General features: G+C 71.2%; 23 protein-coding genes and 1 pseudogene. 8 read left to right on the top strand and 16 right to left on the bottom strand.

All coding sequences use genetic code 11. From position 1 onward, the window contains the following. The 6 genes and pseudogenes from AC30CM_RS25290 to AC30CM_RS25265 all read right to left on the bottom strand — a co-directional run. A pseudogene (locus AC30CM_RS25290) lies at positions 1-306 on the bottom strand (hypothetical protein); the annotation flags it as partial. An 87-nt stretch (positions 307-393) separates the two neighbouring features. Beyond that, positions 394-1,314 carry a CopD family protein gene (locus AC30CM_RS25285; RefSeq protein WP_490119662.1) on the bottom strand — a complete coding sequence of 307 codons (921 nt, stop codon included), beginning with the start codon at positions 1,312-1,314 and terminating at the stop codon, positions 394-396. After that, complete coding sequence (locus AC30CM_RS25280) at positions 1,311-1,832, bottom strand: copper resistance CopC family protein (RefSeq protein WP_490119664.1); 522 nt, start codon at positions 1,830-1,832, stop codon at positions 1,311-1,313. Before AC30CM_RS25280 ends, AC30CM_RS25285 begins: the two co-directional genes overlap by 4 nt. Then, positions 1,832-2,572, bottom strand: a complete 741-nt coding sequence (locus tag AC30CM_RS25275) for a YcnI family copper-binding membrane protein (protein WP_490119661.1) — start codon at positions 2,570-2,572, stop codon at positions 1,832-1,834. The genes AC30CM_RS25280 and AC30CM_RS25275 overlap by 1 nt, the downstream gene beginning before the upstream one ends. A 38-nt stretch (positions 2,573-2,610) precedes the next feature. Further along, positions 2,611-3,153, bottom strand: a complete 543-nt coding sequence (locus AC30CM_RS25270; RefSeq protein WP_490119660.1) for a hypothetical protein — start codon at positions 3,151-3,153, stop codon at positions 2,611-2,613. An 11-nt stretch (positions 3,154-3,164) separates the two neighbouring features. Then, positions 3,165-3,821, bottom strand: a complete 657-nt coding sequence (locus tag AC30CM_RS25265; RefSeq protein WP_490119659.1) for a DUF6474 family protein — start codon at positions 3,819-3,821, stop codon at positions 3,165-3,167. A gap of 215 nt (positions 3,822-4,036) precedes the next feature. On the opposite strand from AC30CM_RS25265, the gene AC30CM_RS25260 reads away from it, so the two are divergent. The 3 genes from AC30CM_RS25260 to AC30CM_RS25250 all read left to right on the top strand — a co-directional run bounded on the left by AC30CM_RS25260 (position 4,037) and on the right by AC30CM_RS25250 (position 7,141). Continuing rightward, positions 4,037-5,434: a hypothetical protein gene (locus tag AC30CM_RS25260; RefSeq protein ID WP_490119658.1), complete on the top strand. Its 1,398-nt coding sequence runs from the start codon at positions 4,037-4,039 to the stop codon at positions 5,432-5,434. 112 nt (positions 5,435-5,546) lie between these two features. After that, entirely contained in the window at positions 5,547-6,038 is a 492-nt protein-coding gene (locus AC30CM_RS25255; protein WP_490119657.1) for an ImmA/IrrE family metallo-endopeptidase, read from the top strand. Next, the gene (locus AC30CM_RS25250) at positions 6,035-7,141 is read left to right on the top strand and encodes a hypothetical protein (protein WP_490119656.1); all 1,107 of its coding nucleotides are present in this window, start codon (positions 6,035-6,037) and stop codon (positions 7,139-7,141) included. The genes AC30CM_RS25255 and AC30CM_RS25250 overlap by 4 nt, the downstream gene beginning before the upstream one ends. A gap of 60 nt (positions 7,142-7,201) precedes the next feature. On the opposite strand, the gene AC30CM_RS25245 is transcribed toward AC30CM_RS25250, so the two are convergent. The 4 genes from AC30CM_RS25245 to AC30CM_RS25230 form a co-directional block, all read right to left on the bottom strand. Next, on the bottom strand, positions 7,202-7,600 hold the full coding sequence (locus AC30CM_RS25245; RefSeq protein ID WP_490119655.1) for a transcriptional regulator: 399 nt from the start codon (positions 7,598-7,600) through the stop codon (positions 7,202-7,204). Between the two features lie 536 nt (positions 7,601-8,136). After that, on the bottom strand, positions 8,137-8,664 hold the full coding sequence (locus AC30CM_RS25240; protein WP_490119654.1) for a peptidase: 528 nt from the start codon (positions 8,662-8,664) through the stop codon (positions 8,137-8,139). Between the two features lie 219 nt (positions 8,665-8,883). Further along, positions 8,884-9,507 (bottom strand): superoxide dismutase, encoded by a 624-nt coding sequence (locus AC30CM_RS25235; protein ID WP_490119653.1) that lies wholly within the window; start codon positions 9,505-9,507, stop codon positions 8,884-8,886. Positions 9,508-9,691: 184 nt separating this feature from the next. Further along, positions 9,692-9,847: a hypothetical protein gene (locus AC30CM_RS25230; protein ID WP_490119652.1), complete on the bottom strand. Its 156-nt coding sequence runs from the start codon at positions 9,845-9,847 to the stop codon at positions 9,692-9,694. A gap of 487 nt (positions 9,848-10,334) precedes the next feature. On the opposite strand from AC30CM_RS25230, the gene AC30CM_RS25225 reads away from it, so the two are divergent. From AC30CM_RS25225 to AC30CM_RS25215, 3 genes are read left to right on the top strand one after another with little or no spacing between them, the layout of a single operon-like run. Further along, a complete protein-coding gene (locus AC30CM_RS25225; RefSeq protein WP_490119651.1) occupies positions 10,335-10,688 on the top strand; it encodes a rhodanese-like domain-containing protein in 354 nt (117 codons plus the stop codon). An 18-nt stretch (positions 10,689-10,706) separates the two neighbouring features. After that, positions 10,707-11,774, top strand: coding sequence for a DUF4328 domain-containing protein (locus AC30CM_RS25220; protein WP_490119650.1), 1,068 nt, complete (start codon positions 10,707-10,709; stop codon positions 11,772-11,774). Continuing rightward, the gene (locus AC30CM_RS25215) at positions 11,771-12,601 is read left to right on the top strand and encodes a glycerophosphodiester phosphodiesterase (protein ID WP_490119649.1); all 831 of its coding nucleotides are present in this window, start codon (positions 11,771-11,773) and stop codon (positions 12,599-12,601) included. The genes AC30CM_RS25220 and AC30CM_RS25215 overlap by 4 nt, the downstream gene beginning before the upstream one ends. A 4-nt stretch (positions 12,602-12,605) precedes the next feature. On the opposite strand, the gene AC30CM_RS25210 is transcribed toward AC30CM_RS25215, so the two are convergent. The 4 genes from AC30CM_RS25210 to AC30CM_RS25195 all read right to left on the bottom strand — a co-directional run bounded on the left by AC30CM_RS25210 (position 12,606) and on the right by AC30CM_RS25195 (position 16,205). Further along, positions 12,606-13,151, bottom strand: a complete 546-nt coding sequence (locus AC30CM_RS25210; protein ID WP_490119648.1) for a ferritin — start codon at positions 13,149-13,151, stop codon at positions 12,606-12,608. Between the two features lie 169 nt (positions 13,152-13,320). Continuing rightward, positions 13,321-14,571: an LCP family protein gene (locus AC30CM_RS25205; protein WP_490119647.1), complete on the bottom strand. Its 1,251-nt coding sequence runs from the start codon at positions 14,569-14,571 to the stop codon at positions 13,321-13,323. Positions 14,572-14,596: 25 nt separating this feature from the next. Next, positions 14,597-15,367 carry a CPBP family intramembrane glutamic endopeptidase gene (locus AC30CM_RS25200; protein ID WP_490119646.1) on the bottom strand — a complete coding sequence of 257 codons (771 nt, stop codon included), beginning with the start codon at positions 15,365-15,367 and terminating at the stop codon, positions 14,597-14,599. A gap of 25 nt (positions 15,368-15,392) precedes the next feature. After that, the gene (locus AC30CM_RS25195; RefSeq protein WP_490119645.1) at positions 15,393-16,205 is read right to left on the bottom strand and encodes a DUF2470 domain-containing protein; all 813 of its coding nucleotides are present in this window, start codon (positions 16,203-16,205) and stop codon (positions 15,393-15,395) included. Positions 16,206-16,327: 122 nt separating this feature from the next. Here AC30CM_RS25195 and pheA point away from each other — a divergent pair, with 122 nt between their 5' ends. Both pheA and AC30CM_RS25185 read left to right on the top strand, forming a co-directional pair. Beyond that, on the top strand, positions 16,328-17,245 hold the full coding sequence (gene pheA, locus AC30CM_RS25190) for a prephenate dehydratase (RefSeq protein ID WP_490119644.1): 918 nt from the start codon (positions 16,328-16,330) through the stop codon (positions 17,243-17,245). Beyond that, on the top strand, positions 17,242-17,940 hold the full coding sequence (locus AC30CM_RS25185; protein ID WP_490119643.1) for a histidine phosphatase family protein: 699 nt from the start codon (positions 17,242-17,244) through the stop codon (positions 17,938-17,940). Before pheA ends, AC30CM_RS25185 begins: the two co-directional genes overlap by 4 nt. Here the strand turns inward: AC30CM_RS25185 and AC30CM_RS25180 are convergent. Together AC30CM_RS25180 and AC30CM_RS25175 are read right to left on the bottom strand one after the other, a co-directional pair. After that, entirely contained in the window at positions 17,912-18,112 is a 201-nt protein-coding gene (locus tag AC30CM_RS25180; RefSeq protein WP_490119642.1) for a hypothetical protein, read from the bottom strand. The genes AC30CM_RS25185 and AC30CM_RS25180 overlap by 29 nt on opposite strands. Positions 18,113-18,175: 63 nt before the next feature. Beyond that, entirely contained in the window at positions 18,176-18,526 is a 351-nt protein-coding gene (locus AC30CM_RS25175; protein ID WP_490119663.1) for a metallopeptidase family protein, read from the bottom strand. Positions 18,527-18,612: the final 86 nt, after the last annotated feature.

Genomic DNA, 18,612 nt, shown 5'->3' with positions numbered 1-18,612 from the left:
GGACTGGGCCGGCGGGGCCGGCGGTGCGGACTTCGCGGGCGGGGCCGGTGGTGCGGACTTCGCGGGTGCGGCCTCGGGGGCCACCTGCCGAGCCGTCGCAGGCGGCACCTTCTTCGCGGGAGCCTTCTTGGCAGGCGCCTTCTTCGCAGGGACCTTCTTGGCGGGAGCCTTCTTGACCGGGGCCTTCTTGGCGGGGGCCTTCTTCGCCGGCTGGGCGCCGGCGGCGGACCCCTCGACCGGTACGGCAGGCGCGTCGTCCGGTCGGTCCTGCGACGTGCCGTCGGAACGATCCAGCGGGTCTGCCATGGTGAAGCTGCTCCTTTGCAGGTCTCGTCCGACACTCGGGCGGTCTGGTCTCGGGGAATCCCCATCATGCCAGGTGGCGGGACACCACTACCCCGTGACCGCCAGCGCAGCCGCCAGCACCAGCGCCACCCCCATGCCCGCCAACTCGAGGCGCGAGCGCAGGGCCGACACGTCCGCCGTCGCGCGGTGCGCCCGCGCCGCAGGCAGCCACACCGTCCGGTTGCGCCACCCCAGCACCACCAGCGCGACCGTCAGCACCACCTTCGCCGACAGCAGCCTCCCGTACCCGGTGGTGAACAGCGCATCGACCGACGACAGTGCCGTCACCGCACCCACCGCGCCCGCCACCACCAACCCCGACACACACGCCAGGGACAGCTGGGAGAACCGCGGGAGCACCCGAGCCCACCGGCCGCGGTGCCGGACGACCAACACGAGGGCCGCCAACACCCCGCACCACACGGAGGCTGCGAGGACGTGCACCGCGATCGCCACCCCGCCCCACGGGTCCTCGGCGAGGTGGCCGACGAGCGTGCGACCCGTCAGCCCCACCGCGGCGGCCCCCGCGGCGACCGCACCGGCCGCCGCCGACCAGCGGACCGCCGCCGCACCGCCGACCACGACCGCGGCGGCCAGACAGACCACGCCCGCCCGGCCCGCCGCGGTATGTCCGGCGAACTCGACCAGCGTGTTCGGCCCGACGCGCGTCACCGGAACACCCGCCGCCTCGCTCGCGGACCACGGCAGGCGCACCAACTCGGCGACCACCCAGACCGCGGCGGCGGCGATCAGCGGGCGCGAGGCCTGCGCGGCGAATTCGTCCCGGTGCCTCGGAACGTCCAGCCACGGCAGCAGCGCCAGCCCCAACGCCACCACGGCGGCACCGTCGGACACCGCGCGCACCACCAGGTCCGCGACGGCGGCGTGGGGGCGCGTCAGCGCCCACGCCAGTGTGACCGACACCAGCACCACGCCGCCCACCGCCGCAGCGGTGCGCAGGCGCGTCACGACCGGCGCCGCACCGCCCACAGCGCACCACCGGCGACGATGGCGGCCGCGGCCACCACGAAGGGCCACACCGACAGGCCCGATCCTGACGCGTCATCCCCCTCGGCGGCTGCCGACGCCGCCGGTGGCCCCGGCGTACCCGAGCCCGCGACGTCGACGCGGAAGGACCAGTTGCCCGAAATCGGATGGCCGTCGGCGGACGTCACGCGGTAGTTCACCGTGTAGACGCCCGCCGGGCCCACCGGCAGCATCGCGACGCTCGCATTCGGGCCCTGCACCTCCACGTCCCCGGACGACCACAGATTGCCGTCGGGGCCCACGATGGTCATGGCCGCGAACGTCGACTGCAGTGCCTCGTTGAAGGTCGCGGTGACGCGCTGCGGCGCGGTCTGCAACACCGCATCGGGCGCCGGATCGGCCCCCGTGCGCACCGCGTGTGCCGACGCCGGGCCCGCACCCAGCATCCCGGCGACCAACAGCAGCAGCGTCACCATCGTCACCGCCGCGGGACGCCGCATCACGCCGACCGCCTTCCGAGCAACGCGATCACCACGCCTGCCGCCGCGAGCACCAGTGCTCCGCCCGCCAGCCAGCGGGCGGTGTCGTCGGCCACCCCGGATCCGGCCACCCCCGATCCGGCAGGCTGGGCCGAACCGGCGTCGGCGGTCGGCGGCGTCCCCGACGGCGCGGAGGGCATCGAGTGGCCGCCGTGATCGTCGTCCCCGGACGCGGCCGCCGTCAGGTTCAGGACGGGAGCCGGGTAGTCGGGCTCGCCGCCACCGGGCAGCGGCGGTTGATCCCACCGCACCACCTTGCCGTCGGAGTACGTCTGCGTCGCGGGCAACGTCACCGACGTCGCGTCCGGTAGCGCCACCGAGACCCGGAACACCGCGAACTGGTCGGCCGCGATGCCCGTACCCGGCGCCGCGGTCCAGGTGACCGCGCGCACCGTGCCCGCAGCGGCGTCACGATCCAGCCGCGCGGACCAGCCGGGCATGACCTCGGTGCGCGCCGACGCCACGCTCGGCAGCGCAACGCTGAACACCGTGGTCAGCGAGCCGTCGTCGGATTCGCCGGGGACTCGGAACTGCAGTACCGCGGTACTGCCGGGGGCGGCGTCGTCGGCGTCGACGTGCACGTGCGCCGCGGCGACGCCGGCGCCGAACGCCAGCGACGCCGCCATGCCCAGGGTGGCGGCCGCGCCGGCGGCGGCCACGGTGAAGAGCGCGCGCGAGGGCGCGCGATGGGTGAATCGCATGATGAGAGGTGCCTTTGGGTAGTCGCTACGAGGATCGGTCAGTACTGCACGGCGACCGGTGGCCCGCGATGCGACAGCGAGGCGGTGAGAAGCAGGATCGAACGCTGCGGGTGCTCCCGGCGCGGCAGCGGCGACGGCGCCGCATCGGCCACGGGGTGCGACGCGGGCGGCGTCATGGCCTTGCGCGCGTGCGACAGCGCCCGGCAGGAGGCCTCGCCGACGGCGATCAACGCGGCTGCGCACGACACCGCCACCGCGTGCCACGCCAGCATCGTCACGCCGTCGCCGGCAGCGAACCGCTCTCCCGGCACCGGCCCCATGTGGTGACCGGACACCGTCGACAGCACGTGGCCCACCACCTGCCCGACGGTCAGCACCGCCAGCAGCTGCAGGAAGCGGCCCGCCCCGCGCAGCGTCACACCCGCGCACGCCAGTCCCACCAGCGCGAGCTGAACGGACACCGCGCCCGACGGCAGGCCGCCGCCGCCCAGCGCGTGGCCGGCAGCCGACAGCGTGGCCGTCGTCGACCCCACCGCGGCGGCGCGCAGCGGCGCCGTCGGTGAGGTCGAGCGGGTGGCCACGGGACGTGGCGCTAGACGAGGCCCAGACGGGCCATCAGGTCGGCATCGATGCCGTCGAGCTGTTCGGCGATGGCCGAGTGCGCGGCCCGGCGCCGTGCGGCGGGCATGTTCTCTGCGGCCGCGATGGCCGCGGACAGGTCGGTGAGGCGGTCGGTGATGGCCGCCGCGAACTGCTTGGTCTCGGCGTCCCGCGGCTTCTTCTCCACCACCTCGTGCAACGACCGCTCGGCACCGGCGATGCGGGCCGACAGTGCACCGCCGACGCCGGAGAACTGACCGACCTGGCTCAGCGGCACCCCGAGACGCTCGGCGCGCCGCTGGTCGAGGGCGCCGCGAGCGGCGATGGACGCGCGGTAGGCCACCGGGACCACGACGGGCGCCAGCAGCCGCGCGACACTCAGTACCCGGCGGATGCGACTCGGCGAGAACAACTTTCCCTCGCGCGCCGCCTTCAGCTGCGTCTCGGCCACCTTCAGCGCCGCCCGGTCACTGTCCCGCTGGGCCTTGAGCCCGGCCTTGATGGCCGCGCGTTCCCGCTTGATCTGCGCCTTGAGCCGGCGCGTGTCGTTCTTGGCCGCCAGCCGCGCCTCGAGCTTGGCCTTCGCCTTGATGGCGCGGGCCTCGGCCCGGCGGGTGGCGCGGCTCTTGCGCCGTCTGAACAGGCCCATCCCGGCTGCCTCCCGGTCGTGTACGAAGAAACCCCAGCGCGAGTGACTGACTGCTGGTGAGGCCCCACACTATCGTCGGGGCGCCCGTACGCCCGTCCCGGGCCATTCGAATCGGATCGGTTCCGCGCACCAGCAAACAGTTCGGCCAGCTCGTGCAACAATCTACGGAGGTGCACCGTTCGCCCGTATCCGGTCACGTGAGAGGTGGTGACGTCATGTCTTCGCGAGTTCGCATCGCCGCCGCGGCCTGCTTGGTCGCGTCGGGCCTGTTCGTCACTGGTGGCAGTGCCGCGCTGGCGTTTGCCAGCCCCGACGGCGGCGCCTCGGGTGACGGCGGGTCCAGCAGCTCCGACGGCGGTACCGGAGGCGGGACGTCAGCAGGCGGCGAGACCGGCGGCAGCAAGACCGGCGGCACCACGGGCACCGGGACCGGCACGGGGTCCACGACCGGTAGCTCCAACGGCTCTGCCAACACCCCGGCGACGGGCGGTTCGCGGCCTACGTCCACCGTCGGCAGCGGTCGCGACCTGACGATCCCCGGCCTGGGATCCATCGGGCTCCCCAGACTGCCGTCCTTCGGGTCAAGGCCCACCACCCCCAGCAAAGTTTCGACGAGTCCGACGACGGCTACCACGCAACCCAGCGCCACGCCCGAGGGCGACGTGACCACGGCCCCGGCGGCCCCGGCGGCCCCGGTTTCTGGGGCGCCCGCCACGCCCGAACTCGCCCTGCCGGACGTGACGCTCCCGGCGATGACGCTGCCCGCGCTGGCGGTGCCGTCGCTCCCGATCCCGGTCCCGGCCGCCAATCCGGCCGACGCCGGTCAAGCCGCAGACGGCGTCGATGCCACCGCGCCGCTGCCGGAGGACAAGACCGCAGGCAGCGGCGGCACCACCGTCAAGACGGCGGTGCCGAGCACCACGGATCCCGGTGCCACGCCGGCGCCGACCGCCGAGCAGCTGTCCTGGCCGCTGTCGTGGTGGGCCAGCCTCGTGCCCACCCTGCCGGGAAAGACCCAGGGCAGCAACGGAAGTCTGGGCCAGACTCCCTTCGGTCCCCTGCCGCAGCTGCCGCCGTTGGAGATTCCCCTGCTCGGTCAGGTGGTCCCCGCGCTGCAGACCATCACCGACCCCCTGCTGCAGATCGTGACGGGCTTGGCCAACGCCGCCGCGGACTTCCCGTTCACGTCCCTGACGCTTCCCGTCACGCTGCCGTCCGTACCCGGCGCCGGAACGGCACCCGGCGCCGGCGGGGGCGGCGCGGTCCCGGTCGCTCCCGGCCTCGCCGGGCCACGCCTGCTGCCCGCTCCGCAGACGCCGCCCACGCCGGTCGAAGCAGGCGGCACCCCGCCGGCCGTGGAACCGCCGCAGGCGCCGCGACGGACGCTTCCCCCGGCGACGCCCGTCAGCAACGAATTGCTTCCCGCGCCCACCTATCGCATGGGCTACGTCGACTACCTGCGCGCGGCGGGCATCGGTCAGGTCGCGGCCGTCGCCGTTCCGGGCGTCACGGGGATCCTGGTGCTGACCGGCGCCGGCGGGCTCATCGGATACCGCCAGGCGCGTGCCGGCAGATCCGTGAGCGCCAGCGGCCCGGCCCGCTTCATGAGCTGACACCGAACCCGCCGCGAGGCCCGGTGCCGACGCGGAGTCACGGTGAGGCACCGTCGCAGAGGGAAGTCGTCAAGGAAAGTCGTCAAGGAAAGTCGTCGAGCAGGGGGTGGAGATGCCGGCCAGCCGCCGTGTCACGCGCGCGGTCAACGAGGTACTCGATCTCGCCCCAAGACGAGGTGAGGTGTCACTGGGTCGGCTGATCGAGGCCGTAGCCGACCACCGCGGCCGGCCCATCGAGCTGGAGATGGCCGACCTTCCCGCCGGCGTGTGCGGGCAGTGGCGCCAGTACGCCGAGCACGACGTGTTCCTCATCCAGCGTGGGCTGCCCGCAGGAGATCGCACGCTCGCCCACGAACTCGGCCACCTGGTGCTGGGGCACGAGGGAATCTCGGTGACCGAGGCCGCCCGCGACGCCGTCGAACTCGCCAGCAGTGACCTCATCGGCTACATGCTCAACCAGCGCACGGGGTGCATGGGGCCGAGCGGGGCGGAGGCCGAGCAGGAGGCCGAGGACTTCGCCGCCCTGCTCATCTATCGTCTGGGCCGACTGCCGTCCGACCGATCGTCGATCGTGCAGGTCCGGCTCGGAGAGGCGTTTGGTTGATCGTCTGGGTCATTGCCGGCCTCCTGGGTCTTGCGACCGGTCTGCGGATCGGCTGGGCACTGGTCAACAAGCAGTCACTCGTCAGCGCCGCCATGATCTTGGCGCTCGGCAACCTGGGGTTGGTGGCGGCGCTCAACTGGCAGCCCCTCACCTTGCTCATCGACACGGTGTTGCGCTGGCCGAACGTCTCGACGGTGCTCAGCCAGGTGGCGCTGGTGGTGTGCGCCGCGGGCAGCTGCGTGATGATCACGTCGGCGTCGTCGGCGCGCCAACCCCACACCGTGCGGCGCATCGCGATCGTGCAGTACGCCGTGGCCGCGGTGATCGTGCTCCTGACCCTGGTCACGTTCTTCACGTCGCCCCAGCAGCCCGAGATGTCGCCCGAGGAGTACCTGCGGCGCAACCTCGGCTCGGGCGCCACGTGGCTGCTGCCGCTGCTCTACGTCCTGCTGGCACTGACACTGGTCGCGTGGGCCGGTATGCGGCACTCGAACCGCACCCGGCGTGGCAGGGCGCTGTTCCTCTTCACGATCGGCATCGCGCTCATCGTCTTGGCGAGCGCGTTCTTCCTGCTGCGGGCCGTCGGCAACACCAGGTTCATCGGAGTGGGGTCGGCGGCGACGCTGCTGGGATGCGCGATGCTGGTGGTGGCGAGCGGCTCGCTGCTGCCCACCGTCGAGGACTGGTTCGGCGCCCGCCGGGAGCTTCGCATCATCCAGCCGCTGCTCGGTGAGTTGAGCCGGCGCCAGCCGAACATCGGGATCGGCGTGCGTCCTCGCGGTCCGCTGCTGTTCCGGGTGGCCGAGCAGATGTCGCTGATCTCGGATGCCCTCTACCTGGAGGCCACCGACGTGCTGCACGGCCGCGACGCCGGATCCTTCGCGGATCCCGATGCCGACGAGGTGAGCCCGGAGCTGCAGGCCCGACGGGTGGCGGAGTGGATCCACGCCGGCCGTGAGGGTGACCGCGAGGCGGCCCACGCCGCATTCCCCGGCCCCACGTGGCTACGGCAGCCCGCCGCACTCTCCGACCGGGAGTGGATCCTCGCGATCGCCGACCAATACCGTCGCCTGGATGGTGCCGTGGAGGTTGTCGTCCGCTAATTGACCTTTAAGTCAATTTTCGCGGTGCCGCCGGACTTCCGTCGGGCGGCACCGTCCCGGCTAATCGTCGAGGTGCTCTTGCCGACGCAGCTCGTCGACCTTCTCCACGAGGTCCTGCTTGGCTTCGGGGGACAGGCCGACGGTCCTGGCCGCAATCCGGCGGATGCCCTCGTCACGCATGTTGGCGAGCCAGGTCAGCTCCTTGTCGAGCTTCTCGTAGTACTCGTCGTCGGTGAAGTACGCCGGCTTGATGCGGAAGAAGTTGGCAAGTGCGGCCATGGTCGCCACGGAGGGATTGGTGCGGTTGCCTGAACGCAGCTGCGACAGGTACGGCGCCGACATCGTGACACCCTCGGCCTTGAGCGCTGCGATCACCTCAGCCGAGGTGTGCGGTCCGCGTCCGGGCGGGTAAACCGTGTCGAACAACCGGTTCAGCCGGGCGCTAAACGTCATGCTCATCGAATAATCCTCCACTTGACCGTACGAACGGGCGTTCAGGCGTCGTATTTGCTGATCATCGTAGCGAGTGATGCGACGAGAGCCAAGTGCAAACCACCGAAAAGTCGTCGCGATGACCGCGGGGGTATGCGGGACAAGGCCTCTAGCAGCGGTTCCGGGAAAATTCGTCGAGGTACCGGACGTCTTCGGCTAAGCAAATACTGACGCATTCGTTGTTTTGCCCGAGGCTGAAAAATCTACGCAGGCGTCACAACTTCCACACTGATCACCCACCGCTACGTCCTGGCCGTGGCGTGCGCATCGGATGCAGAATTTGCTCTCCAACTCTACGAGCTTGCGGTGAGATTGCTGATGGCACACCCTTGGCCCAGCGCAAATGGCATGCTTGCAGATGCATTGATCGGCGCCCAGCGGGGTTTGGGCAGTAGCCATGCGCCGCGCCACTGGTCGCTGGCAAGATCCAGCTCCGCGGCGCGAGGGCGGGTGGGCAGTGCGACGCCTACCGATCGGTGCGGATCGGCAGCAACGTCGTCGGATCAGGCGGCCAGCAGCATCGCGAGGATCGCGGTATCGGGATGGCTGATGGGGTCCACGCCCACGCGGCTCACCATCGACGTCACGGTGCCGTCGGACTCCGCCTCCACCCACGCCGCCCGGTGCTCCAGGCCGAGGTGGGGCAGCCCGGGGAGCAGCACGCAGCCCGACGCGGCGCCCGCGCACTCCGGCAGCGACGGCATGGTCTCCGACGGCGGATGCAACATCAGCAGCGCGGGCGGTTGATGATCCGCGAAGTGACCCGGTGGCACCGCCGACGACCCCACGACGGTGCCCTCGGCCAACACCAGTCCCACGGTGCCCGGAGCCGGCGCATCGGGAAGTTCCTCCCGCACGCCGAAGATCGTGGTCGTGGGCAGCAGGCCCGGCAAGGAGGCCACCCGCACCGCGACCATCAGCAGCTGTGCCCATTCCTTCGTGGATTCCGGCCAGCGTCCGGACACGACGAAGCCCTTGAGGCAGCCGCCGGCGTGGAAGGGAGAGATCTCCACGGCTCGATCACGTCCCATGTCCACCTCGTCTCCGTCCCCGGCCCACGGCAGCGGCGCCGACGTACGTCGGAAAAGCATGAGCCAGTGCGGTATTGGCACGCAAGTGGGCGCGAGTGCTCGCCACGCATTCGTTACATGCGGGCCGGGGCGCGACCCGCGACACGACGAAGGGGCGCCGTGCGCTGCACGACACCCCTTCGCTCGAGGCGATGTCCCGGGACACCCGGTGACCGAGGATCAGCCGAAGATCAGCCCGTTGCCCTTCGAGGTGGCCTTGGCGAAACGGTCCTGCACGTCGGCCCAGTTGACCACGTTCCAGAATGCCTTCACGTAGTCGGCCTTGACGTTCTTGTACTGCAGGTAGAACGCGTGCTCCCACATGTCGACCTGCAGCAGCGGAATGATGCCCAGCGGAACGTTGGCCTGCTGGTCGTACAGCTGGAAGGTGAGCAGCTTGTTGCCGAGCGTGTCGTAACCGAGCACGGCCCACCCCGAACCCTGCAGCCCGTTGGCGGCAGCCGTGAACTGTGCCTGGAACTTGTCGAACGACCCGAACTGGTCGTCGATGGCCGCGGCCAGCTCGCCGGTCGGCTTGTCGCCACCGTTGGGGGACAGGTTCTTCCACCAGATCGAGTGGTTGACGTGGCCGCCGAGGTGGAATGCCAGGTTCTTCTCGTTGAGGAAGATCGCGGCGTGATCGCCTGCCGCGCGCGCCTCCTCGAGCTTCGCGACCGCGTCGTTCACACCCTTGACGTAGGTGGCGTGGTGCTTGCTGTGGTGGAGCTCGTTGATCTGACCGGAGATGTGCGGCTCCAGTGCGCCGTAGTCGTAGTCCAGATCCGGCAGTGTGTACTCAGCCACGAATTTCCTTCCCTAGGTGATCGGTGAAGCGCGGTGGGACCAACCTCGGGGGTCCCAACGTCAAGATCGGTTTCCACCTTGCTCCATGCGTGCGCACACCGCAAGAACGCGTGCGCGTACGGAAGTCATACCCGGCGACGGCGCGGACTACCCCGGCGCGGACTACCCGAACGGCGCAGCGTGATCAGAACAGGACGAGACAGGCCAGGATGCCGAGAAGCGCCAGCGCGATGACGCCGGCGCGCAAGCACGCCACCATCTGGTTGCGGGTGTAGATCGGCGACGGCGAGTTCCATTCGGGGGGCATGGCCGGATACGGGCCCATCGAATGCGATGCCATCAGCAACTCCTGACCTGCACGAGCAATGTGTCCCCCAGTGAGATCGATCACAACATGGGTAAGTGCCGACGATCATAGCCCGATCGCGAGGCGGGGTGAAATCGATGCCCGCAACGGCCGCTGCCTGCCACGAAACCAGCCGTGGCGCCGCTGGGACGACCGATGGCCGGCCGGCACCGTCACGAGTTCGCTCGGATCGAAGGTTTGTTGTTGATCGCGGGTGGGTACGGAGCCAGGTTCATCCCCAGTAAATTTCAGCCAATTCACGGTTTGTGCGGTTCAGCGCGCATCGGCACCGGTGGCGGCCTGTGGATGAACCTGTGGAAACTGTGGATAGCTCTGAGATTGCTCGTCGTGCCGGGTCCCGCGGCGTGCATACCACGGTCCGGCTCATCGGCCTCGGGGTGGCCTTGGGGTGGACCTCGGGGTGGTCTCGGGCGGCGCCGTCGTGCCAGTCTGATCACATGTCGATCGAGAGGTGGAGGCCGTGGACGACGAGGGCTTGATCGGGCACGCCGACGTCGCCGACGTCCCGACGGAGTTCGACGGCGGTGCCAACGGCACGGTCCTGCTCGACGTCCGCGAGGACGACGAGTGGCAGCGGGGACACGTCGAGGGTGCCCAGCACATCCCCATGGGCGACGTGCCTGCGCGAATGTCGGAGATCGACGGCGAAGCCACGCTGTACGTCGTCTGCCATGCCGGCGGCCGGTCGCTGCGCGTGGCGCAATATCTGGCCCGCAACGGCTTCGAGCCCATCAACGTCACCGGCGGCATGCTGGCCTGGGCGGGCGCGGGACGGCCCGTCGTCACCGACGACGGCGACGTCGGCACGGTCTGAGCGTCGTAGGCTGGTCGGGTGATCCAGGCTTGTTCGCGCTGCGGGACGCGGTGGAACGTTCGCGACCGCCAGCGCAGCTGGTGCCCGCGCTGCCAGGGCGCGCTGCTGGCCCCCATCCCGGACGCCGCCGAGCAGGGCTGGAACCAACGCCCCACCTCCGGCCCCGGGGGTACGCCGCCGCGACTGCCCGCCGGCTACCGCTGGATCGCGGTGCGCCCCGGCTCGGCCCCGCCGCCGCGACGCGGGAACCCGCCGCTCGGGCCGACCCCGCGCTACTCGGTCATCCCGCGATGGGGTCTGGCCCAACACTTCGACGACCCGTCGGCCGCACCGGTCGACGCCACGGCGCCCCGTAGTGGTCCGGCGCCCAACACGGTGCGGCTGGCGTTCGCGATCGCCGCGCTGGCGCTGCTGGTCACTGCCTTCCTGCACGTCGTGCGCTACGTCCTGCTGCTCGTCAACCGGTCCGTGCTGCTGCATCCCCTGATCGCCGGGGCGGCGACGTGGCTCGGTGTGGCGATGAGCGTCATCGCCCTGTTCGCCGTGGGGGCCTGCTTCGTGGTGTTCGCCAACTGGCTGGTGGGCCGCCGCGGCGCGGCCTACGCCGTCGGTGGCGTGCCGGACCCGCGGTCGGCGTGGGAGATCCGGATCGGCTGTCTGGCGCCGCTGGCCAACCTGCTGCTGGCGCCCGTCTACGTCACCGAACTCGCACGCGTGGAGAACCGCACGTCGCTGCTGCGCCGGGACATCGGCGTGTGGTGGTGCGCCTGGGTGTTCAGCTACGTGCTCACCATCTGGGCCTTCGCCACCAGCTTCACCAGGGACCCGCAGGGCATCGCCAACAACACGGTGACCACCATCGTGGCGTACTTGCTGTGTCTGGCGACGCTGACGCTGGCCTTCCGGGTGTTCCAGGGGTTCGAACGCAGCCCCGTCGACCGGCCCACCCACCGCTGGGTGATGGTGCCGATCGACGACGGTGTCGACGAGTCGGACGCGGGGGCCCGTCCCACGCCGGACGGCGGGGACGAATCCGGCGCACCGGTTGAAGGTGCGCCGCGAGAACCGGCAGCATTGACGTCGTGAGCGCGGACGACGCATCCCTCGGCGGGCATCCCTTCGTGGTCGCACACCGGGGGGCGTCGGCCGACCGACCCGAACACACCGTCGCCGCGTACGACCTGGCGCTGCGCGAAGGGGCCGACGGGGTCGAATGCGACGTGCGTCTGACGCGGGACGGACACCTGGTCTGCGTGCACGACCGCAAGGTCGACCGCACGTCCGACGGGACGGGCGTCGTCAGCGAGATGACGCTCGCGCAACTCCGGGACCTCGACTACGGCGGTTGGCATCCGGGCGGCGGACAGGGCGAGACGGGGCTGCTGACGTTCGAGGACCTGGTGTCGATGGTCCTCGACTGGAACCGGCCCGTGAAGATCTTCGTGGAGACCAAGCACCCGGTGCGCTACGGCGCGCTCGTCGAGAGCAAGGTCCTGGCCCTGCTGCACCGCTACGGCATCGCGTCTCCGGCGTCGGCGGACCTGGCGCGCGCCGTGGTGATGTCGTTCTCGGCCGCCGCGGTGTGGCGCATCCGGCGTGCGGCGCCGATGCTGCCCACCGTGCTGTTGGGGGAGACGTCGCGGTACCTCGGGGGAAGTGCGGCGACGACGGTGGGGGCGACGGCCGTCGGTCCGTCCATCGGGACGCTGCGCGAACATCCCGAACTCGTCGACCGGGCCGCGGCCAACGGGCGTGCGCTGTACTGCTGGACCGTCGACCACTACGAGGACGTGCGGTACTGCCGCGACGTCGGCGTGGCATGGGTGGCCACGAATCACCCGGGCCGCACCAAGGAATGGTTGAAGTCGGGCCTGACCGGGGCCGTCGACAGGCCCGACTCGCAACCGGGTTAGCGGGTCAGATCGCGCCGCCGGCGGCGGTGGGTGCCGTCGGGTCGGATTCCGCAGCCGTGATCTCGCGGGCCACGAAGTCCTCGAGGTGGAAGAGGTCGTCGCCGGCGCGTTCGGCGACGCGGACCAGCGTGGTCATGGTCGAGACCTCCTCGACCTGTTCCTTGAGGAACCACTGCACGAACTGCTCGCCGAGGTAGTCGCCCTCGTCGCGGGCGACGGCGGCCAGTCGGGTGATCTGCTCGGTGACGGTGCGCTCCTGGTCGAGCGCCAACCGCAGGGCGTCGATCGGGGCGGCGAACGCGTTGCGGACCGCGTCGATGCCGGGAATCTCCACCTCGACGTCGCGATCCAGCAGGTAGCGCACGAGCATCATGGCATGGTTGCGCTCCTCGACGGCTTGGGCGTAGAAGAGCTTGGCCAGCTGGGGGAGGTCTTCGCCGTCGAAGTGCACCGCGACTGCGATGTATTGCTGGGACGCCGCGAACTCGTTGCGGATCTGCTCCTGCAGCAGGTGGTTGAACTTGGTATCGAGATGCGACGAATCGGTCATGGCGAAGACGATAGTGCAGGTCAGGAGCCATTGTCATCGAAGGTTGACCTTATTGAGGCGAGCGTTCCCTAAGCTTGCCGGTGGCGCTGTGAGGTGGCTCGCACAGGTAAGGCTTGGTTTGCTGCCATGGGTGCCGACGGTCGCGACGTTTGCTGCCGGGGCGGTCGCGTCAGCCCGGCGGCGTGGTGTCGAGGGCCTCGCGGGGCACGGGCTGGTCGGTGGCCAACGCGTCGAACAGTTGGCGGGCGGCGGCGTCGTCCCACACCACGACCGACCCGACGTCGCTGCTGGTGAATTCGCCGATGGGCACCGTGGTGGTGGTCATGTCGCCGTGCAGCGCCCAGGCGAGCCGCGCCAGATCCCAGACGTGCGTGTCGTCGTCGACGGTGACCGTGCCCGCGGCCGCGTGGGCCATGGGGTACCACCGCAGCGGGTTGGCCAGCACCGCCGCGCTGGTGGCCCGCTGCACCAGTGCCGACATGAACAGTCGTTGGTGCACCATGCGATCGAGATCGGCGCGCGGCGTGGCGCGCGACCGCACGAAGCCGAGCGCGGTGCGACCGTCGAAATCCTGGCAGCCGGCGGGCAGCGAGATCCCGGCGAGGGGGTCGTCGATGGGCTGCGTCGGGCACATCGTGACGCCGCCGACGGCATCGACCAGCTGGGCGAATCCTTCGAACCCGATTTCGGCGTAGTGGTCCAGGCGCAGTCCGGTGGCCTGTTCGACGGTGCGCACCAGCAGCGGCGCGCCCCCCACCGAGAACGCGGCGTTGATCTTGTCCGTGCCGTGGTCGGGGATGTCGACGTAGGAGTCGCGGGGGACCGACACCATGGTGGTGGGCTCGGTCGAGCCGAGGCGCGGCACGTGCACGAGCAGGATGGTGTCGGTGCGGCCGGTTCCGAGATCGCCGCCGGTGGTCAGCTCGGCCTGCTCCTCGGGCGTCAACTGTGACCGGCTGTCGGAACCGACGAGCAGCCACGTCGTGCCGCGACCCGCGGCGGGCCGCTCGGGGTAGTCGCCGAGGGCGGGGACGCGTCGCAGCGAGGTATCGATCCAGTAGCCCGTGCCGACGAGGGTGCTCGCCAGCAGCAGGAGGATCACGAGCAGCAGGCGTCCCCAGTGGCGCCGGCGTCGTGGCCTGGCGGCCTTCGGCGGTGGCGGGGTGGGGCGCGGTGACGCCGGTGGGGGCGGGGCCGGCGGTGGGGGCGTGCGGGATCGTGGTGGGAGTGGCCGGGGCGGCACCGGGGCGGCCGGACGCGCCGGGGGTCTGGGCACTGGCCTGCGGGGTGCGGGCTGCGGGGGTGCGGGTTGCCGCGGAGGGAGTGGCGGACCGGGTCGAAACTGGGGGTCGCGCCGGATCACCTGCGGGTCCTCCCGCGGCGGGGGTCGCCGCCGCGGTGGTTCGGGTGGGCGCGTCACCAGACGAATGTACGGCCGTCGCGGCTCACGGGAGCCACTCGCGCAGGTGTGGCGCGAGCAGGGCGTAGCCGACGAACGCGACGACGTCGATCACGGCGTGGGCGACGATGAGCGGCCACAGCCTGCCGGTGCGCTGCCAGACGTAGCCGAACACCAGCCCCATGACGACGTTGCCGACACCGGCGCCGAACCCTTGGTAGAGGTGGTAGAGGCCACGCAGCACGCTCGCGGTGACGAGCGCGCCGACGGGCGAGAACCGCAGTTGCCGTAGCCGCGTCATCAGGAAGCCGACGACGATGATCTCCTCGGCCCAGCTGTTCGCGAACGCCATGGCGACGAGGACGGGGACGTGCCACCAGGTGCTGTTGAGTTCGGCGGGCTGGACGTTGACGCCGATGCCGAGCAGGCGGCCGAGGACGTAGAGGCCCAGTCCGGGGATGCCGATGAGCGCGGCCAGCCCGAGTCCGCCGAGCAGGTCCGGCCGCAGCCGGAACCGGCCGAGCCCCACGCGCGCCGGCCCGATTCCGCTGCGCCACAGCAGGTAGAGACCCAGGCCGCCCCATGCGAGCAGCTGGAACACCGACGCGAGGTTGAGTCCCAGGTCGATGAGGTCGACCTCGGACCGGCGCGGGTTGAGCGCGACGGTGCGCCCCGACAGCCCGAGGATGACGGCCTCGGTGAGGCGCAGCAGCGCGGTGTATGCCGACAGCCCGAACGTCACCGCCAGGACGACCGCGATCTCGATGCGCACGGTGCGCTGCGGCGGCGCGGTGAAGTCGTCGGACGGCTCGGTCACGCGAGCCACGGTAGTGGTCGAGCGCTCAGATGCGGCGGGCGCGCAGTCCGTTGAGGAAGGGGCAGCCGAGCAGGACCCGGATCGCCCGGCTCAGCGCGGTGACGTCGTCGACGGGTGTGGTGAAGGGCAGCCGGACGTCGTGGTCGCCGTCGACGTCCTCGACCCGCAGCTGCACGCCGTAGCGGTCCAGCCCGAGCGGGCGCACGTGTCCGCGGCGCAACGACGCGGGCAGCCGTTCGGCGAGGCGGTCGACGACGTCGCGGTGGGCGGACTCGAGGTGTTGCAGCCAACCGGACTCCAGCGCACAGAAGGGGTCGGGCTCGGCTGCGAGCAGCGTGGGCAGGTTCACCGCCTCCGCACCCGTGGAGTCGGCGACGACGACGGAGTCGATCTCCAACCGCACCAGGGCGTAGGGCGTGTCGCCGGCGTCGGTGGGTGTCTCGTCGGCCGTGGTGTTCACCTGCAGCAGTGCGGGGTTGGGGTGTTCGGCGGCGACGAGGTCCAGCAGGCCGCCGACGTCGCGCGCCGGGACGTGGTGCAGGCGGCCGCGCGTCCAGACCAGCGAGCGCACCGGTTCGCGCAGGGGCAGCGGGGAGTAGTCGGTCATCTCGAGGACGGCCTGCAGGCCGGCGGCGCCCGCGCCGACCAGCTGTGCGGCGAGGGGACCTGCGGCCGGGACGGTGATCGCGAAGGAGCCGTCGGCGAGGAGGTGGTGCACCGGCGTGGGTGTGGGGTCGATGCCCTCGACGGCGACGATGGCGCCGCCCGCGCGGATGCATGCGCTGCGGATGCGTTCGGCGGTGGTGGGTGCCACCGTGGCGGTCTGTGGGATGGTCATCCGTGGCCTTCCAGTCGGTGAGGTAACCCTAACTTAGGCTAGCCTCACCGAATTGCGCAACCGCCGACGTGGGTGAGCGCGAGGCAACCGGTACCCCGCCCCCGACCCGCTAGGGTTGTCGGGTGCCCCGCGTCGCTTACCTCGGACCGCGCGGAACCTTCACGCAGGCCGCGTTGGATCGCATGGCCGCCACGGGTCTCGTCCCCGGCGCGGGTGCGCTGCAGGCGCTGCCCACCGTCAGCACGCCCGCCGCGCTCGACGCCGTGCGGGACGGCAGCGCCGACTTCGCCTGCGTGCCCATCGAGAACTCCATCGAGGGGTCGGTGTTCCCCACCCTCGACAGCCTGACCTTCGGCGCCCCCCTGCAGATCCGCGCCGAGTTGACGCTCGACGTCGCGTTCAGCATCGCCGTGCGGCCCGGCACCCGCGCGGCCGACGTCGGCACCGTCGCGGCGTTCCCCGTCGCGGCGGGTCAGGTGCGACGCTGGCTGGCCGAGAACCTGCCACACGCCACCGTGGTGCCCGCGATCTCCAACGCGGCGGCCGCCGAGGACGTCGCCGCGGGACGGGCCGACGCGGCGGTCACCACCGCGTCGGCCGCCGAACTGCTCGCGTTGGACACCGTGGCGGCGGGCGTGGTCGACGAACCCAACGCGCGGACGCGGTTCGTGCTGGCAGGGCCGCCCGGGCCGCCGCCGGCCCGCACCGGCGCCGACCGGACCTCGGTGATCCTCGGACTGCACAACGTGCCCGGCGCGCTGGTGGCCGCGATGACGGAGTTCGCGATCCGCGACATCGACCTCACCCGCATCGAGTCCCGGCCCACCCGCGTCGAGCTGGGCACCTACGTCTTCTATCTCGACTGCGTCGGCCACGTCGACGACGACGCCGTCGCTCAGGCACTTCAGGCGCTGCACCGTCGTTGTCAGAGCGTGCGATATCTGGGTTCCTGGCCGACGGGTACGGCGGCGGGCGCGGTGCCCCCGTGCGACGACGAGGCGGTGCGCTGGCTCGAGGGTCTGCGCAGGGGTGAACGATGACGGGTCGACTGGTCCTGGTCCGGCACGGGCAGTCGCACGGCAACGTCGCTCGGCGGTTGGACACGGTGCCCCCGGGCGCCGCGTTGACCGATCTGGGGCATCGGCAGGCGCGGGAGTTCGCCGCGTCCTGGTCGCATCCGGTGGGCCTGGTGGCGCACTCGCAGGCGCTGCGCGCGGTGCAGACGGCGGGCGGTATCGCCGGTGGCCTTGCCTCCGGCCGCGACCTGTCCCCGGTGGAACTCGACGGCATCTACGAGGTGCAGGCGGGTGACCTGGAGAACCGCAACGACCAGGAGGCCATCGACCACTTCCACGGCGTCTACGACCGCTGGCTGCTCGGGGACCTGGACGAACGCGTGCCTGGCGGGGAGACCGGCGCCGAGGTGCTGGACCGCTACCTGCCGACCCTCACGCAGCTGCGGATGCGCTATCTCGACGACGACGCGTGGCAGGGCGACGTCGTGGTGGTGAGCCACGGCGCGGCCATCCGGTTGGTGTCGTCGGTGCTGGCCGGCGTCGACGGCGGTTTCGCCGTCGAGCACCACCTGGCCAACACGCAGTGCGTGGTGCTCAGCCCCGTCACCGACGGGCGCTGGAGCTGTGTGCAGTGGGGCGATCTGACGCCGCCGTTCGCGCCCGAACCGCAGGTGCGGTCCGGGCAGGACGTCACGCCGAGCGTCGACCCGATGGGCTGACGCGCTCGTCGCACCCGCAGGCCACCGCGGCGCAGTCGATACGCAGGTCGTGCGCGGATTCCGGGGTGACGCAATCGGGTTCGGTGCATTCCGGGCGGCCCGCCGCGTGGGCGATGACGGTGCCGTGGCAGTGGGCGAGTTCGCCGGCGCACCGACGACAATCATCGGTCATGTCTCGATGATCCCACCGGGCACCGACGGATCAAGGTCGCCACGCGTGCCGGCGTCGTCCGGGTCAGCTCCAGCCGAGTTCGTGCAACCGCTCGTCGTCGATGCCGAAGTGGTGGGCGATCTCGTGGATGACGGTGATGGTCACCTCGTCGACGACGTCCTGTTCGGTCTCGCAGATGTCCAGCAGGGCGTCGCGGTAGATGAAGATCGCGTCGGGGAGCGAGCCGCCGTAGGAGGAGTCGCGTTCGGTGAGCGCGACGCCCTCGTAGATGCCCAGCAGGTCGGGTTCGTCGGCGTTGCGGGGTTCGACGAGCACCACGACGTTGTCGAGCGCGGCCGCCAGCTTCTGGGGGATCAGGTCGAGGGCGTCGGACACCAACTCCTCGAACCGCTGCGGGCTCATCCGCACGGTCACGTGTCGTCCCCGGGTCAGGCCGGTGGCGGCAGCACCGGGCCGGGGGCGGGACCGGCGGGCGGCGGCACGTCGCCTGCGGGCGGTGC

Source organism: Mycobacterium sp. DHQP2018-32-09, assembly GCF_058148405.1.
Note: the sequence above shows the minus strand (reverse complement) of the source record. Positions and strands in the feature narration are given on the sequence as shown.